Source organism: Pseudomonas sp. Sample_21 (assembly GCF_004307525.1).
Lineage (GTDB): Bacteria > Pseudomonadota > Gammaproteobacteria > Pseudomonadales > Pseudomonadaceae > Aquipseudomonas > Aquipseudomonas atacamensis.
This window is the reverse complement of the sequence record NZ_RCNZ01000075.1, coordinates 69977-85967: the sequence shown is the minus strand read 5'-3', so window position 1 is coordinate 85967 and position 15991 is coordinate 69977. Positions and strand designations below refer to the sequence as shown.

At 60.3% G+C, this 15991-nt stretch carries 20 protein-coding genes; 14 read left to right on the top strand and 6 right to left on the bottom strand.

The window, feature by feature from the left end; translation table 11 throughout:
* The first annotated feature begins 164 nt into the window (after nt 1–164).
* Nucleotides 165–1052, top strand: a complete 888-nt coding sequence (rhtA, locus tag D8U71_RS13335; protein WP_016770790.1) for a threonine/homoserine exporter RhtA — start codon at nt 165–167, stop codon at nt 1050–1052.
* A 169-nt stretch (nt 1053–1221) separates the two neighbouring features.
* A complete protein-coding gene (locus tag D8U71_RS13330; RefSeq protein ID WP_016770791.1) occupies nt 1222–1503 on the top strand; it encodes a hypothetical protein in 282 nt (93 codons plus the stop codon).
* Here the strand turns inward: D8U71_RS13330 and D8U71_RS13325 are convergent, their stop codons facing one another.
* Nucleotides 1504–2073 carry a TetR/AcrR family transcriptional regulator gene (locus tag D8U71_RS13325; RefSeq protein WP_071173071.1) on the bottom strand — a complete coding sequence of 190 codons (570 nt, stop codon included), beginning with the start codon at nt 2071–2073 and terminating at the stop codon, nt 1504–1506.
* A gap of 91 nt (nt 2074–2164) precedes the next feature.
* Between D8U71_RS13325 and D8U71_RS13320 the strand changes: the two genes are divergently transcribed.
* Together D8U71_RS13320 and D8U71_RS13315 are read left to right on the top strand one after the other, a co-directional pair.
* The gene (locus tag D8U71_RS13320; RefSeq protein WP_130887934.1) at nt 2165–2893 is read left to right on the top strand and encodes an SDR family oxidoreductase; all 729 of its coding nucleotides are present in this window, start codon (nt 2165–2167) and stop codon (nt 2891–2893) included.
* 41 nt (nt 2894–2934) lie between these two features.
* On the top strand, nt 2935–3531 hold the full coding sequence (locus tag D8U71_RS13315; RefSeq protein WP_125926309.1) for a 2-hydroxychromene-2-carboxylate isomerase: 597 nt from the start codon (nt 2935–2937) through the stop codon (nt 3529–3531).
* A gap of 44 nt (nt 3532–3575) precedes the next feature.
* Here D8U71_RS13315 and D8U71_RS13310 read toward each other — a convergent pair whose 3' ends face one another.
* From D8U71_RS13310 to D8U71_RS13290, 5 genes are all read right to left on the bottom strand, one after another.
* Complete coding sequence (locus tag D8U71_RS13310) at nt 3576–5384, bottom strand: aminopeptidase P family protein (RefSeq protein WP_130887933.1); 1809 nt, start codon at nt 5382–5384, stop codon at nt 3576–3578.
* A 68-nt stretch (nt 5385–5452) separates the two neighbouring features.
* Nucleotides 5453–6619 carry an aminotransferase class V-fold PLP-dependent enzyme gene (locus tag D8U71_RS13305; RefSeq protein WP_130887932.1) on the bottom strand — a complete coding sequence of 389 codons (1167 nt, stop codon included), beginning with the start codon at nt 6617–6619 and terminating at the stop codon, nt 5453–5455.
* Nucleotides 6620–6824: 205 nt separating this feature from the next.
* Nucleotides 6825–7439 carry a LysE family translocator gene (locus D8U71_RS13300; RefSeq protein ID WP_125926312.1) on the bottom strand — a complete coding sequence of 205 codons (615 nt, stop codon included), beginning with the start codon at nt 7437–7439 and terminating at the stop codon, nt 6825–6827.
* A gap of 101 nt (nt 7440–7540) precedes the next feature.
* On the bottom strand, nt 7541–7810 hold the full coding sequence (locus D8U71_RS13295) for a hypothetical protein (RefSeq protein ID WP_016770723.1): 270 nt from the start codon (nt 7808–7810) through the stop codon (nt 7541–7543).
* Between the two features lie 101 nt (nt 7811–7911).
* On the bottom strand, nt 7912–8274 hold the full coding sequence (locus D8U71_RS13290) for an antibiotic biosynthesis monooxygenase (protein ID WP_110601450.1): 363 nt from the start codon (nt 8272–8274) through the stop codon (nt 7912–7914).
* A gap of 93 nt (nt 8275–8367) precedes the next feature.
* Between D8U71_RS13290 and soxR the strand changes: the two genes are divergently transcribed.
* The 10 genes from soxR to D8U71_RS13240 all read left to right on the top strand — a co-directional run bounded on the left by soxR (nt 8368) and on the right by D8U71_RS13240 (nt 15869).
* Complete coding sequence (gene soxR, locus D8U71_RS13285) at nt 8368–8820, top strand: redox-sensitive transcriptional activator SoxR (protein ID WP_071173076.1); 453 nt, start codon at nt 8368–8370, stop codon at nt 8818–8820.
* A 111-nt stretch (nt 8821–8931) separates the two neighbouring features.
* Nucleotides 8932–9390, top strand: a complete 459-nt coding sequence (locus D8U71_RS13280; protein WP_016770799.1) for a VOC family protein — start codon at nt 8932–8934, stop codon at nt 9388–9390.
* Nucleotides 9391–9605: 215 nt separating this feature from the next.
* Nucleotides 9606–10805: a PepSY domain-containing protein gene (locus D8U71_RS13275; protein ID WP_016770800.1), complete on the top strand. Its 1200-nt coding sequence runs from the start codon at nt 9606–9608 to the stop codon at nt 10803–10805.
* Nucleotides 10802–11344, top strand: a complete 543-nt coding sequence (locus D8U71_RS13270) for a thiamine pyrophosphate-binding protein (protein WP_125926313.1) — start codon at nt 10802–10804, stop codon at nt 11342–11344. Before D8U71_RS13275 ends, D8U71_RS13270 begins: the two co-directional genes overlap by 4 nt.
* Nucleotides 11341–11679 carry a hypothetical protein gene (locus D8U71_RS13265; RefSeq protein WP_122700099.1) on the top strand — a complete coding sequence of 113 codons (339 nt, stop codon included), beginning with the start codon at nt 11341–11343 and terminating at the stop codon, nt 11677–11679. The genes D8U71_RS13270 and D8U71_RS13265 overlap by 4 nt, the downstream gene beginning before the upstream one ends.
* Nucleotides 11676–12251: a DUF6162 family protein gene (locus D8U71_RS13260; protein WP_125926314.1), complete on the top strand. Its 576-nt coding sequence runs from the start codon at nt 11676–11678 to the stop codon at nt 12249–12251. Before D8U71_RS13265 ends, D8U71_RS13260 begins: the two co-directional genes overlap by 4 nt.
* 35 nt (nt 12252–12286) lie before the next feature.
* Nucleotides 12287–13216 (top strand): metal ABC transporter substrate-binding protein, encoded by a 930-nt coding sequence (locus D8U71_RS13255; RefSeq protein ID WP_125926315.1) that lies wholly within the window; start codon nt 12287–12289, stop codon nt 13214–13216.
* A complete protein-coding gene (locus D8U71_RS13250) occupies nt 13213–14064 on the top strand; it encodes a metal ABC transporter ATP-binding protein (protein WP_125926316.1) in 852 nt (283 codons plus the stop codon). Before D8U71_RS13255 ends, D8U71_RS13250 begins: the two co-directional genes overlap by 4 nt.
* Nucleotides 14064–14963 carry a metal ABC transporter permease gene (locus D8U71_RS13245; protein ID WP_007917717.1) on the top strand — a complete coding sequence of 300 codons (900 nt, stop codon included), beginning with the start codon at nt 14064–14066 and terminating at the stop codon, nt 14961–14963. The genes D8U71_RS13250 and D8U71_RS13245 overlap by 1 nt, the downstream gene beginning before the upstream one ends.
* The gene (locus D8U71_RS13240) at nt 14964–15869 is read left to right on the top strand and encodes a zinc ABC transporter substrate-binding protein (RefSeq protein ID WP_024013667.1); all 906 of its coding nucleotides are present in this window, start codon (nt 14964–14966) and stop codon (nt 15867–15869) included.
* Nucleotides 15870–15991 lie beyond the last annotated feature (122 nt).

Genomic DNA, 15991 nt, shown 5'->3' with positions numbered 1-15991 from the left:
GGGGCGAATTATAGACCTCTGGAATCTGCCGTCAACCGTTAATTTCGCTTTTCTTTCAAATCAGCAAAAACGCTTTCTATATATAGACGCGCCCCCATCCAATGCGCAGTATATTGCCCACTACCACAACAATACTGTGTTTTTGCCTTGGATGCTGCCGCGCAATGAATGATCAACCTCGCTCCCTTGCTTCCACATTGTTTCCGGTTTGCCTGCTCATGATAGCCATGGCGTCCATCCAGTCGGGCGCTTCTCTGGCCAAAAGCATGTTCCCCATCATCGGCGCACAAGGAACAACCACTCTTCGCTTGATCTTTGCCAGCGTGATCATGCTACTGATACTGCGCCCATGGCGTGCAAAGCTGACCGCCAAGTCTCTTCGTACCGTCATCGTCTACGGAATGGCATTGGGTGGAATGAACTTCCTCTTTTATATGTCGCTGCGCACAGTGCCGCTGGGCATCGCCGTTGCGCTGGAATTCACCGGCCCTCTGGCTGTAGCTATATATGCCTCTCGCCGCGCCATCGATTTTGTATGGATTGCGCTTGCTGCGGCCGGCTTGCTTCTATTGATACCTACCGGGGCAACCACTGCCGGCATTGATCTGGTCGGAGCGGGTTATGCGCTGGGCGCCGGAGTGTGCTGGGCGCTGTACATTCTGTTCGGGCAAAAGGCCGGCGCCGACAACGGGGTGACGACGGCAGCCCTCGGCGTGATGATCGCCGCGCTGTTCGTGGCGCCGATCGGCATTGTTCATGCCGGCGCTGCGCTGCTTACACCATCGCTGATTCCGATCGCTATCGGCGTCGCCATTCTGTCCACCGCCCTGCCCTATACCCTGGAGATGGTCGCCCTGACGCGTATGCCCGCGCGCACCTTCGGCACGCTCATGAGTATCGAACCGGCCTTCGGAGCATTGTCAGGTCTGCTTTTTCTCCAGGAATACCTTTCATTGTCACAATGGCTGGCCATCCTGTGCATTATTCTGGCGTCAGTGGGCGCAACCATGACCATGGGCAGCGGAGCAAAGCCTGCTGTCGCGGCCGACTGAAGCGTTATAGAAAGTGGGGTCTGGTAATTGGCGCTCATTTAGGCCATGTTTAGCTTCGTAACCCATCGCCAGGCATGGATTTTTTCGCAAAGGACGGCACAACGCTGCAAACGCGAGCGAATACAGGCAGACCCGAGCACCAGACTCGCGGCCGCTATTAAGGATGGTAATGAAACGAATTTTGCTATTGATCGCCCTGCTGGCGATCGCGAGTTGCGCAGCGACCTCGGAAACCCAGGTCAAACGCGGCAAGAAGGGGCTGCACATCAACTGTTCCGGACTTTCATCCTCATGGGACAAGTGCTACACCAGCGCCGCCAATTCCTGCGCGCCCAAGGGTTACAAGGTGATCGCCAAATCCGGGGACACCGTAGAAGAACCTGGCGATTATCCGTTCGGCCTGAACCCCGCCGGTTATACCAGCCGCAGCATGATCGTCATCTGCAAATAACTACTCGGCTCGCGGCAAAGCGAGCTGACGTGTAATTTCCTCGTGACTCGAGCGCAACACCGTACGCTGCACGTCCGGTGTTGCCAGCATCCGCGCGACCACCAATGCACCCACGCATTGCGACAGCACCGACCAGGCCAGACTCTCGCTTTCCAGTATCTCGGCCCAGCCCTGCTGAAGGCGGCAGATCCATTCTTCAGCCTGCTCACGCACCAATACATCGGCACGGGCAATCTCCGCGCCCAATGTCGGCAGCGCGCAACCGGCCTCGGGTTGCTCGACGTGGGCCATGCTCAGGTACTGCTTCAGACAACGCTCCAGCCGCTGCCGATCTGCACCGCCCTGGCCACCAAGGCGCTCAAGACTTTCACTCAACTCTCGCTCGACGATGGCAGCGAACAACGCATCCTTGGATGAAAAGTGGCTGTAGAACGCGGCGCCACTCAAACCGATGGCTTTCATCAGGCCATCCACGCCCACCGTGGAAAACCCCGATTTCTTTGCCGACAGCGCGCTGCTTTGCAGCAATCGTTCGCGGGTTTCCGATTTGTGTCCGGCCGAATAACGCATGTCATCTCCTGAAGTAGATCGCCTTGACGCTGCCCGAATCCTAGCATAACGTTCGTTAACTAAACGATCGTTAACCCAAAGGGATTCACCCATGAATAACAAGAAGGTCGTGTTGGTTGTCGGGGCCGGTGATGCCACGGGCGGGGCCATTGCCAAGCGCTTTGCCAGTGAGGGATTTATAGCCTGTGTGACCCGGCGCAGCGCCGACAAATTGCAGCCTCTGGTTGACGCAATCATCGCTGATGGCGGTGAGGCCCATGGTTTTGCCTGCGATGCGCGCAAGGAAGAAGACGTCATCGCCTTGATCGAAGACATCGAAACCCGCGTCGGCCCGATTGAGGCCTTTGTCTTCAACATCGGCGCCAACGTGCCTTGCAGCATTCTCGAAGAAACCGCGCGCAAATATTTCAAGATCTGGGAGATGGCCTGCTTCTCCGGTTTTCTCAATGCCCGTGAAGTGGCCAAGCGCATGGTCACTCGGCAGCGCGGCACGATTCTGTTCACTGGTGCCACGGCCGGGCTGCGCGGTGCTTCTGGATTTGCCGCTTTCGCCGGAGCCAAACACGGCATCCGCGCACTGGCGCAAAGCATGGCGAGAGAGTTGGGGCCGATGAACATTCATGTCGCCCACGTCGTAGTTGATGGTGCGATCGATACCGACTTCATCCGCGACAGCTTTCCCGAGAAATACGCGACCAAGGATCAGGACGGCATTCTCGATCCAGGGCACATCGCTGAAAACTATTGGTATCTGCACAGTCAGCCACGGGATGCCTGGACCTTCGAGCTGGACCTGCGCCCATGGAACGAACGCTGGTAAGCCCTCCCCCCTCATTACAACAATAAGAGAGCGATTTGATCATGACGAAAACCGTGGAATTCTATTTCGACCTCGGCAGCCCCACCACCTATCTGGCGCACACCCAGCTAGCGAAAATCTGCGCCGATACCCAGAGCGAACTGATCTACATCCCGATGCTGTTGGGTGGCGTGTTCAAAGCCACCGGCAACGCTTCGCCGGCAATGATTCCGGCCAAGGGCCGCTACATGTTTCAGGACCTCGATCGCTTCGCCAAACGCTACGGCGTACAGCTCAGATTCAATCCGCACTTTCCAATCAACACGCTGATACTGATGCGTGCCGTCACTGGCTTGCAGATGCGCCAGCCGCAGCGTTTCGCCGAGTTCGTCGATTGCCTGTTCAAGGCGCTTTGGGTCGAAGGCCGTAACCTCAACGATCCGCAAACCGTTGCCGCCGTGCTGACTGAAAACGGCTTCGACCCCCAAGAGATAATGGCGCTGACCAACGATGAATCAGTAAAAGCCGCACTTAAGGAAAACACCGAAGCCGCCATCAAGCGCGGCGTTTTCGGTGCCCCCAGCATGTTCATTGGCGATCAGTTGTTCTTCGGTCAGGATCGACTCGACTTCGTAGAAGAGGCATTGCGCCAGGATTGAAGCCGAGACCCAAGGCACCGCGAGCGGCGCCTTGGGCAAATCGATCAAATGGCCACAGTGCGCTCGTTCAGCCAGCTCAGCGCCGCGCCATCCAACAACGGACTCAGACGCTCGCGTACTTCGCTGTGATAAGCATTGAGCCACTGCTTTTCTTCGTGGGTCAGCAGGTCAGCAATCAGGCAGCGGGTATCGATCGGGCACAGCGTCAGGGTTTCGAACTTGAGGAAGTCGCCGAATTCGCTGCTGCCGGCCTCGCGGTTCATCGCCAGGTTCTCGATGCGCACGCCCCAGCGGCCCGGGCGATAAGTGCCGGGTTCGATCGAGGTAATCATCCCCGGCTGCATCGCCGTCTGCGGTGCCGGTGCCGCTTGATAAGCGATCACTTGCGGACCTTCGTGAACGTTGAGGAAATAGCCCACGCCGTGACCGGTGCCGTGACCGTAGTCGACGTTGTCAGCCCAGATCGGCGCACGAGCGATGGCGTCCAGCAGCGGCGACAGAATGCCTTTCGGGAATCGTGCCCGCGACAGCGCAATCACGCCTTTCAACACGCGCGTGCAATCCTGTTTCTGCTCCTGGGTCGGCGTACCCACCGGGACCATGCGCGTGATGTCTGTGGTACCGCCGAGGTATTGACCACCGGAATCGATGAGCAACAGACCATCACCCTCGATCAGCGCATGCTCCTCTTCGGTAGCGTGATAGTGCGGCATCGCGCCATTGGCGTTGAACGCGGCAATCGTGTTGAAGCTCAGCGAAACGTAATCGGGACGACGCTCACGGGCAACGGTAAGTTTCTCGTCGATGGTCAGTTCGGTGATGCGCTCGCGCCCCCATGCCGATTCCAGCCAGGCAAAGAATTCGCACAACGCCGCGCCATCCTGCTCCATGGCTTTACGGATGTGTTGAGCGTCGGCTTCGCTTTTCTGCGATTTGGCCAACGTAGTCGGGTTGAGACCCTCGACCAGTTTCACGCCACTGTCCAGGTTATCCAGCAACCCCGTGGTCACTCGCGCCGGATCGACCAGCAGGCTCGCGCCGCTCGGCACAGCACGCAACGCATCGGCCACTTCGCTGTAGTCACGCAGCGTCACGCCATCCTGCTCCAGTACCGCGCGCAGATCGGCATCGACCTTGCTCAGCGCCACAAACAGCGTGGCCTGTTGCTGATTGATCAAGGCGAACGAAACAAACACCGGATTGAACGAGACATCACCACCACGCAGGTTGAACAGCCAGGCGATGTCATCCAGGGTGGCGATGAAGTGCCAATCGGCGCCACGCTCTTGCAAGGTTTCGCGCAATTTCGCGAGTTTCTCGCCACGGCTGACGGTCGCTTGCGGCGGCAGATGCTGATAGATCGGCGCGTTCGGCAGGCTCGGGCGATCACGCCAGACTTCCTGCAACAGGTCGATATCGGTGCGCAGGCGAGCACCGCGTGCCTCGAGCTTGCTGCTCAGTGTGCGCGCCGAAGCCACCGCCATTACCGCACCATCCACGGCAACCACGCCGCCCTCGAGGGTTTGCTCCGCCAGCCAGTCCAGCGGGCTCGGCTGCCCCGGTTGCAGCTTGACCAGTTCGATGCCGCTGCCGTTGAGCTCTTTCGTCGCCTGTTCCCAGTAACGACTGTCGGCCCACACACCGGCGAAATCCGCAGTGACGATCAGCGTACCGACCGAACCGTGGAAACCCGACAGCCATTGCCGGCCCTGCCAGTAACCCGGCAGGTATTCCGAAAGATGCGGGTCGGCGGACGGCACCAGCAGCGCATGGATGCCTTCGCGGCGCATCAGTTCACGGGTATGCGCCAGGCGCTGAGGCACCGATCCTTCGGTCAAGGTGTGGGAACTCATCATGTCTCCTGCTAATCGCGTCATCGTTATTGTTCGTAGCCTTCGCGGCCATGGAAAGCGTCTGCTGTTTAGAGCCCTGTCGCCCAGAATGCCGGGGCACTGGCGCAGGCGGTTGTGATCAGGTCAACGGCCTTGTCGACATCCTCGACGGTGGTAAACCGCCCGAGGCTCAAGCGAATGGTGCGCCCCGCCAGCCGCGCATCGTGTCCGAGCGCGAGCAGCACGTGGGACGGCGCATTACTTGCGGAATTACACGCCGACGTCGCGGAAAACGCGATCGAATGGCTCAATGCGGCGCTGTTGAACTCGCCCTCGCTGAAGGTCAGGCTCAGGGTGTGCGGAATACGTTGCGAGGCACTGCCATTGAGGCGCACGCCGGGCAACTTCAAAAGCTGTTCGAGCAAGCGTTCGCGCAAAGCGATGATGGATTTTTTCTCTTCATCGAATGCGTCGGCGGCCAAAGCGAAAGCAGCGCCCATCCCGGCAATCTGATGAGTCGCCAGGGTTCCGGAGCGCAGGCCACCTTCATGACCGCCACCGTGGATCTGTGCCTGCAAGCGTTGCTGCGCCTGCGGGCCGACATACAAAGCGCCGATGCCTTTGGGGCCGTAGAGTTTGTGTGCGGAAAACGACATCAGATCCACCGGCCAGCGGCTCAGATCGATCGCGACCTTGCCCGCGCCTTGCGCCGCATCCACATGAAACAACGCCTGCCGACTGCGCACCACTTCGCCAATCGCTTGGACATCGTTGACCGTGCCCAACTCGTTGTTGACCAGCATCAGCGACACCAGAAAAGTGTCGTCACGCATCGCTTCGCTGACCGCTTGCGGCGTGATCAAGCCTTGGGCGTCCGGTACCAGATAGGTCACGGCAATGCCCGAGTCCTGCAATTGCCGCGCGGTGTCGAGAATGGCCTTGTGTTCGATCTGACTGGTAATGATGTGCCCGCCGAAAACGCCACGGGCCTGAGCGACGCCTTTGAGAGCGAGGTTGTTGGATTCAGTGGCTCCGGAGGTCCAGACAATCTGCTCAGGCTGCGCGCCGACCAGATCGGCGACTTGCCGGCGTGCCTGCTCGACCGTCTGCCGGGCCTGCTGGCCGAAAGCGTGGGAGCTGGACGCCGGGTTACCGAAGTTACCGTGAAAACCCAGACATTCGATCATCACCTGGATGACCCGCTCGTCCACCGGGGTGGTGGCGGCGTAATCGAAATACAACGGACATGTGTTCATAAAGGACTCGCAGAGCGTGTTCCGGGATCAGGAGGCTCGTGTCTGCAAACGACGATGCACAGCCTCGTGAGCTGTGCATGGGTTCGAGAGCGTCATCAATACCTGATCGGATGCCGTTAAAGAAGTAGGGCTTCATTTAAAAGTGCGTAGGAACGCTCCTGAAACCGAGCTTAACAGGCATCGGGCCGGCGATTGAAGCAATGCGTCAGTGAAAGCTTTCGAGAAGTAACGGATACAGCGAGATCACCAACAGCGCCGCCATGCCCCAATTGAACACGCGCAACCAGCGCGGATCTTTCAGCACATTGCGCAACAGCGTGCCGCACGCCGCCCACAGGCCGACACTGGGCAGGTTGATGATGGCGAACACCGCCGCGATGATCACGACGTTATAGAAATAACCCTGCATCGGCGTGTACGTGCTGATGGCACCGATGGCCATGATCCACGCCTTGGGATTGACCCACTGGAACGCCGCGGCGCCCAGATAGCTGATCGGTTTCGCCTCGCCGTGGGCACTGTCGCCGACCGGGCCGGAGTGGGCGATCTTCCACGCCAGATACAACAGATACGCGGCGCCGACATAACGCAGCACCGTATACAGAACCGGATAGGCCTGAAACACCGCGCCAAGGCCGAAGCCCACCGCTACCACCAACAGGAAGAAGCCGCAGCTGATGCCGAGCATGTGTGGAATGGTGCGGTTGAAACCGAAATTCACTCCGGACGCCAGCAACATGGTGTTGTTAGGCCCCGGTGTGATCGAGGTGACAAAGGCAAACAGGGCAAAGCCCAACAGCAGATCAAGCGAGAGGTTCATCGAGGCAGTCCATCCAGGGTCATTCAGCTGTTGACCCTATCCCACACGGCCCGGCAAACCCACGGACAGTTAGGGAAAACTTCAAGCAGTACAGTTTGCTTTCAGCTTGGACGACCGTGCAGCTGTATGGCACGTTCGGCGCTCATCTCACCCTGTTGGTCGAAGCCGAAAGTCTTCTGCGGCTGGCCGAGCAATTGGGCTTTTTTCGCGTGGTATTCGTCGAACGACAAGCCGCTGCGGTTCAGCGCTTCCAGCGCCAGTTCGCGGGATTCTTCAGCGGTGTATGGGCGCAGCTCTGGCGAAACATGGCCGGCACAACCGGCGAGTACGGAAACAGCGAGCATCAGCGAAACAGTCAGTAAACGGTTCATGGGAGCGTCCTGGCGAGCAATGTTGGGTCGATGGAGAAAGGCTACGCCCGGGCACGCTCGCGCAGAAATCAACGCTCTCAATAGTGGCTATCAGCTTTGCGCTAATACTGGCTGACCGGCAAACGGCAGTGCAGCGCGTCGTCGTGGCTGCGGGCAATGCTGCTGTGCACCTGGAACGAATTGAAGGTCACGGTTTTCGCCCGATGGGTGCGGATCAATTGCCAGAAATCCTCCTCGCCGCTTTCGAAACTGCGAAACGCCGCCTCCCCCGCTTCGCGGCTCTGCCATTGCAAAAAGCTCAGCACGCGGCGGCCGTCGTCGCTGGCCTGCACGCTGGCGCTGAGAAACCCGTCGTAACGCTGGGCCAGCCCCTCGGTCTGCGTGGCCAGTGCCGTGACCAGCGCCGCTTGCTGGCGGGGTTCGATTTCGAATTCGATCAATTGGGTAAAGCTGCGATTGCTCATGGAAAGCCCCCACTCATCTTGAAGCGAGCCTTGCGACCCGAAGAGCTGCAGGGTAAAACCTCTAGTTAAGTCAAGGTCAAGAGTATTTTCCGCATGATCAGCAAGGAGCGGGTGCACAAGCCTCTCACCGTGGGCGAGGTTGCGGCGCGCAGTGGCGTCGCGGTCACCGCGCTGCATTTTTATGAAGCCAAAGGTTTGATCAAGAGTGAGCGCAATGCCGGCAACCAGCGCCGCTATCCGCGCGCCGTCCTGCGCCGGGTGGCGTTGATCAAAGTCGCGCAACGGCTGGGGATACCGCTGGCGGAAATCGGCGAAGCGCTGAAGATCCTGCCGCAGGATCGCGCGCCGTCGGCGGCGGACTGGAAAATGCTGTCTGAACAATGGCAGCGCGAGCTCGATGAACGGATCAGGCAACTTACGTTGATGCGCGATCAGCTCACCGGGTGCATCGGCTGCGGCTGTCTGTCCATGGAAGCGTGTCCGTTACGCAATAAAGGCGACATGCTCGGTGACCGAGGCCCAGGCCCGCACTTTCGCGATGAGTGATGACGCTGCTCGTCGGCGAACAATTTGCGCAGCAAGAACGGTTCTATAGTGATTGCTCCGGGTAAATCCGGTGTAACCACATCTGTTGAAAACAAAAACAGGGAGAACGTCATGAGCGTCAAACCCATTCCCGAGGGGTATCACAGCATTACCCCGTATCTCGGCATCCAACAGGCTGCCGAGGCCATCGATTTTTACAAGAAAGCCTTCAATGCCAGCGAAGTCATGCGCCTGACCATGCCCGACGGCAACATCGGCCACGCCGAGCTGCGCATCGGCGACAGCGCGATCATGCTCGGCACGCCTTGCGACCAAGGGCCGTTGAGCAATCCACAGCAGGCGGTGTCGATCGGCTTGCACCTGTATGTCACCGATGTCGACCAAGCCTTTCAACAGGCGCTGGATGCAGGGGCGCAAAGCGTCTCCGAGGTTAAAGACCAGTTTTACGGTGATCGCAGCGGCACGCTGAGAGATCCATTCGGCCATCTGTGGTTTCTCGCCACGCACAAAGAGGATCTGAGCGAAGAGCAGATTCGCCAGCGTGCGATGGAGATGTTCAGCCAAGGCTGAGGGCTTTTTGCCTCGGATCGACCGGCAAAAAATGCACTGCCGATGTAATTGCGAAACATTTACTTTCATATCCGCTTTCGGGATTTTCTTCGCTCATCCGTCTTATAGGAATGCAGGCCGTTCGCGTAGGCAAAAGCCACGAACGGCCTCCCGGGGAGTTCCGTGCTGCGAAGCCCGTAGCCCGGCCCCTTCCACCGCAATCAAGACGCGCAATCATGTCGAAGAAATCCCGTTCCAAACTGTGGTTCCTGGTGCATAGCTGGCTGGCGTTGCCGATCTGGTTCTTTGTGCTGATCGTCTGTGTCACCGGCACGCTGGCGGTGGTCAGCCAGGAGATTGTCTGGCTGGCCAACCCGCAAATGCGCGCCAGTCAACCGTCGGACGATGCGCCGCGACTTAGCTACGACCAGATTCTCGCCGCGATCAAACAGGCCGAGCCGCAAACCCTGGTGCAGAGCATCAATCGTCCGGACGAGTCGCACTTTGCCCTCGATGTCGAAGTCAGCTACCCCGACGGGCGCTCGTTGACGGTCTATGTCAATCCGTACACCGGCGTCATCCAGGGCACCGCGCCGGCCTTTGATTTCAAAGCGTTCACCCGCGCCCTGCATGGCTGGTGGCTGGTGCCGTTCACCAATGGCTACAGCTGGGGCTGGTATCTGGTGTCGCTGCTCGGCGTGCCGATGCTGGTGTCGCTGATTACCGGGCTGGTGGTGTACAAGCGCTTCTGGAAAGGTTTTCTGCGCCCGACCCTGCGCGTGCGCCACGGCGCGCGGATTTTCTGGGGCGACTTTCATCGCCTGTGCGGCATCTGGTCAATCTGGTTCATTGCGGTGATTTCCATCACCGGCATCTGGTTCCTGATCAAGGCGATCCTGTTCGATAACCAGATTTCCATTTCCAGCGAACCGATCATTCCGGCGATGTCCCGCGAAAGTGTGCCGATTTCGGCCGCCGGCACCCCGCCGCCGCGTATCAGCCTGGACCGCGCCATCGAAATCGCCCAGCAGAAGATTCCGGGCCTGGAAGCCAGCTACGTCAACCTGCCGGGCAATGCCTACTCGCACATGAGCGTCAGCGGCCGTGGCTGGTATCCGCTGATGTATCAGACCGCGACTCTCAACCCGTACAACGGCGAAATGGCCTCCTCACGGTTGCTGTCCGATCGGTCCTCGCTGGAATTCGTCACCGAATCCATGCGCCCGCTGCACACCGGCGACTTCGGCGGCATCTGGATCAAACTGATCTGGTTCTTCTTCGGTCTGTTGCTGAGCATGATGATCCTCAGCGGCCTGTTGATCTGGACCAAGCGCACCGCGTTGGCCACCGCCAATGCGCTGAAACGCGAGGACAAGAAAAACCGCGTCACAGCCCAACCGGCGCTGCGCCGTGAACCTTCGGAGGCGAGCCTGTGAACAAAGCCATCTCGGTCACACCGCCCTCGCGCCTGTCGCGTTTCTGGCACAAGTGGCGTTTCCACATCAATGTCCTGCTGTTGCTGATCCCGCTGGGCTTCATGCCGAAATACTTTGCCGATGCCTCGCTGTTTCGCGGCGACAGTGGCCTGGGCCAACGGGAAATAGGCACCGTTGAGGTCGGCCCGTGGAGCCTGCGTCTGGCCGAACTGCGCGACGAGGCACCGCACCTGAGCGGTCCGGCCGGCTATATGAAGGATTTCACTGCCGCCGTTTGTGATACCTGCGTCGAACAGGTCAAGGCTACTTACCTGCGCATCGGCAAGCCGCGCAGTCTGCGCGCCGCTGGCACGATCTTCTTCGGTACGCCTTATCGCATGGGCACGCAAATGCCGATCCCGGCAAAGACCAAACCTGACGCCGAGCTGTGGATCACCATGGAAGGCTGGGACGGCAGCATGCACCAAGCCGCGATTCCCCTGAGCCAAGCCTCCCCCGCCACGGTTGCGTGGCTGAACAAACAAGGAGCCAAACCATGACTCGCTCACCCCTTCAGACCCGTTTGCTCGCCAGCGCCGCGCTGCTGCTGAGCGCCGGTTTCAGCGCCAGCACCCTGGCGCACAACCCGATGTGCGAATGCAAAGCCATCGATGCCGAACAGATCAAATGCACCGGCGGTTTCTCCGACGGCAGCGGTGCGCCGGGGGTGACCCTCGACGTGATCGGCTACGACGAAACCATTCTGGTGCCGGGCAAATTGGGTGATGACTCGACGCTGACGTTCAAGAAACCCGGCAGTGAGTTCTATGTGCTGTTCGACGCCGGCCCCGGCCACGTGGTGGAAATCGACCAGGCGGATATCGAAGCCCCATGAGTAGCCCGACAACGCAAGTGGTACGCCCGGCCGGCGCCGGTCATGAAACCCTCAACGTGCTGCTGTTGTGCCTGCTGATCCTCGCGATCGCCGGCTCGGTGGTGGCGTGGCGCGGGGTTTCCCATGAACCGGAGCCGGTCGCCAGCAACCAGTACGACGCCCGCCGCGATCTCAGCGCCGCCGAGCAAGGCATTTATGCCGACCTGCGCGTGACCCTCGACGAAATCCGCTTGCTGCGCGAAGAGCAAAAAGCCCTGCCGACGCCACAAATGCTCGCCGACGAAGGCTTTGCGCCGTTCGCGCAGGACGCCAGTTCGGTCAGCCGTGGCGGTCACGCATGGCAGATGTTCGCCGATCGCGCCTATTTCGGACGCAGTGCAACGCCTGATGTCGCCGGTTCATTTCTGATGCGTGTCGGCACTGACGCCAACGCGGCGCCGGACATCTGGCTGAACCGCAGCGCCGATTCCGCGCCTGCTGAAGATCTGTCTGACGCCGCGCTGTCCGCCGCTGGCTGGAAACAGATCGTCGCGCAATTCGATGCCGGGGTTACCCGCGAACATCGCCATTGATTCCTCGCCTTTATCCGAGAGAAGACTGCTTGCCCATGTCCATTTCATTTCCTCGCCGTCCATTGTTACGCCTGTTTCTGCTTGGCCTGTGCGCCTGCCTGCTGAGCCCGTTGGCCAGCGCCGAGCAAGGCAAACGCCTGCGTATCGGCATCACTCTGCATCCGTATTACAGCTACGTCGCCAACATCGTTGGCGACAAGGCCGAGGTGGTGCCGCTGATTCCTGCGGGCTTCAATCCGCACGCCTACGAACCGCGCGCCGAAGACATCAAGCGCATCAGCGGACTGGACGTGATCGTACTCAACGGCGTCGGTCATGATGACTTCGCCGACCGGATGATCGCCGCCAGCGAAACACCCAACGTCAAAACCATCGAAGCCAACGAGAACGTGCCATTGCTGGCGGCCACCGGTGTCGCTGCGCGCGGCGCTGGCAAAGTGGTCAATCCGCACACGTTCCTGTCGATCAGCGCCTCCATCGCCCAGGTCAACAACATCGCCCGCGAGCTGGGCAAGATCGATCCGGACAATGCCAAGACCTACACGCAAAACGCCCGCGCTTACGGCAAACGCCTGCGGCAGATGCGCGCCGACGCGTTGGCCAAACTGACCCAGGCACCCAACGCCGAGCTGCGCGTGGCCACAGTGCATGCGGCTTACGACTATCTTTTGCGTGAATTCGGTCTGGAAGTGACGGCCGTGGTCGAGCCGGCCCACGGCATCGAGCCAAGCCCGAGCCAGCTGAAAAAAACCATCGATCAATTACGCGAACTCGACGTGAAAGTGATCTTCTCCGAGATGGATTTCCCCTCCAGCTACGTCGACACCATCCAGCGCGAATCCGGGGTGAAGCTGTACCCGCTGTCGCACATTTCCTACGGCGAATACACCGCCGACAAGTACGAAAAGGAAATGACCGGCAACCTCAACACCGTGGTTCGGGCGATTCAGGAGTCGGGGGCATGACGTCGAAAGAAACCCTGATCCCTGACAACACCGATAACCCGGTGGGAGCGAGCCTGCTCGCGAATGCGCCGGATCAGGCAACATCTTCGCTGAATGACACACCGCATCCGCGAGCAGGCTCGCTCTCGCAGGGGAAAAATGGGCCGGCGCTGGAGTTTGCGGATATCAGCCTGACCTTGGGGCGCACGACGATTCTCGACAAGGTCAGCTTCCAGGTGCAGCCCGGCAGCGTGCATGCGCTGGTCGGCCCCAACGGCGGTGGCAAGAGTTCGCTGATCAAGACCCTGCTCGGGCAGATGCCGCATCAGGGCCAGCTCAGTCTGCACTGGACCGGCGAGCCCGGCACCATTGGTTACGTTCCGCAGGCGCTGGAGTTCGATCGTGGCCTGCCGATGACCGTCGACGATTTCATGGCCGCCATGTGTCAACGCCGCCCGGCCTTTCTCGGTTTGAGCAAACACTACGCCGGCGCCATCGGCGAAGCACTGGAGCGCGTCGGCATGCAGGACAAGCGCAAGCGGCGCATGGGCGCGCTGTCCGGCGGCGAGCGGCAGCGGGTGCTGCTCGCGCAGGGTTTGATTCCGGCGCCGCAACTGCTGGTGCTCGACGAGCCGATGTCGGCCCTCGATGAGGCCGGGATCCAGGTGTTCGAACGCCTGCTGACTGACTGGCGCGCGGCGGGCATCACGGTGTTGTGGATCGAACATGACCTGGAAGCGGTAGGTCGGCTGGCCGATCGGGTTACCGGTCTCAACCGCCGCGTGCTGTTCGATGCCACACCGCAACAGGCGCTGACTCCGGAACGTCTGCTGACGCTGTTTTCCACCCATCCACGGAGCGCGGTCTGATGAGCTACGAAGCCTTTCGTTTGATGGTCCAGGGTTGGGCATCGTCAGGTTATCTGCCCGAGGCGCTGGCCTACGGTTTTGTGGTCAACGCCCTGCTCGCCGGCCTGCTGATCGGCCCGGTGCTGGGCGGGCTCGGCACGCTGGTGGTGGTCAAGCGCTTCGCGTTCTTTTCCGAAGCAGTCGGCCATGCCGCGTTGACCGGTGTCGCCATCGGCATCCTGCTCGGCGAACCCTACACCGGCCCGTACGGCAGTCTGTTCGGCTACTGCCTGCTGTTCGGCATCCTGCTCAATTACCTGCGCAACCGCACCGGACTGGCACCGGATACGCTGATCGGCGTGTTTCTCTCGGTGTCACTGGCACTGGGCGCGAGCCTGCTGCTGATTCTCGCCGGCAAGATCAACGTGCACATTCTGGAAAACGTGCTGTTCGGTTCGGTATTGACCGTCAACGGCAATGATCTGGCGGTGCTGGCCATCGTCGGTTCGCTGGTCATGGCCCTCGCCCTGCCGCTGTACAACCGCATCATGCTCGCCAGTTTCAATCCGCAACTGGCGGCGGTGCGTGGCGTAGCGGTGAAGACCCTGGATTACCTGTTCGTGATCCTGGTGACCTTGATCACCGTCGCGGCAGTGAAGGTGATTGGCGCGATTCTGGTCGGTGCCTTGCTGGTGATTCCTGCGGCAGCGGCGCGCTTGCTCAGTCAGTCGCTGAAAGGGTTTTTCTGGTGCTCGGTGCTGATCGCTACCGTCAGCACCCTGTGCGGGATTCTTGCGCCAATCGTGTTCGACCTGCCGATCCCGTCCGGCGCTGCGATCATTCTGGTCGCCGGCATCGCTTTCGCCCTCGCCGCCATTGCGCGCGGCGTCGTCCCCAGCCTGAAAGGGAACCTTGGATAAATGGCTTTTTCATTGCGTAACCTGACTCTGGCCATGGCCCTGTGTGGCGTGGTCTGCACTCCGTTGATGGCGGCTGAAACTGCGAAACCGTTACGCGTTCTGGCCTCGTTACCGATCACCTATGGATTGGGCGAAGCATTGCTCAAGGGTACCGACGTCAAACTTGAACGTGCGGCGCCGGCCAACCTGCCCGGCAGCCGCCAGACCGCGTATTTCACCGGCCGTGGCGCTCCGGCGCTGAGCAAACTGGCCACCGACGCGGACGCGGTAATCGGTCTGCGTTCGCTGTGGGCCGATGATCCGCTGTACCCGATCGCGCGCCGTAGCAACATCCGTATCGTCGAAGTCGACGCTGCGCGCCCGGTCGACGGCGCCCTGCCCGGCATCGCCGTGCAGCCGGGCCTGCAGGTTGATGGCCTGAACAGTCAGCCATGGCTGGCGAGCAACAACATGGGGCGCATGGCCGATGTGATGGCCGCAGACCTGGTGCGCCTGGCACCGAGCGCCAAGCCTGCAATCGAAGCCAACCTGGCGGCGTTGAAACAGCGTTTGCTGAAACTCAGCGCGGACACCGAAGCGCGTCTGGCCGAAGCGGACAACCTGAGCGTGATGAGCCTGAGCGATCACTTCGGCTATCTGATTGGCAGCCTCAACCTTGAACTGGCCGGACAGGATGCGCGTCCCGATGCCGATTGGACCCCAGAGGAGTTGAAGAAGCTGACAGCGACGCTCAAGGACAATGACGTGGCGGTGGTGCTGCACCATCGCCAGCCCGCGGAGCCGGTGAAAGCGGCGATTGCCGAATCCGGCAGCCGCCTGGTGGTGTTGAGTACCGATGCGGCGGATCCGCTGGCGGAGCTGGAGGGGAATGTGGATTTGTTGCTCAAGGGGTTGAGCGGAGCGTAGTTTTAGTAAGTCCGCGTTATCGTTCTTCGCGAGCAGGCTCGCTCCCACAGGGGATCGCATTTCAATTGTGGGAGCGAGCCTGCTCGCGAAGAGGCCCGCACCCACAACGTCACTCTCCAGAC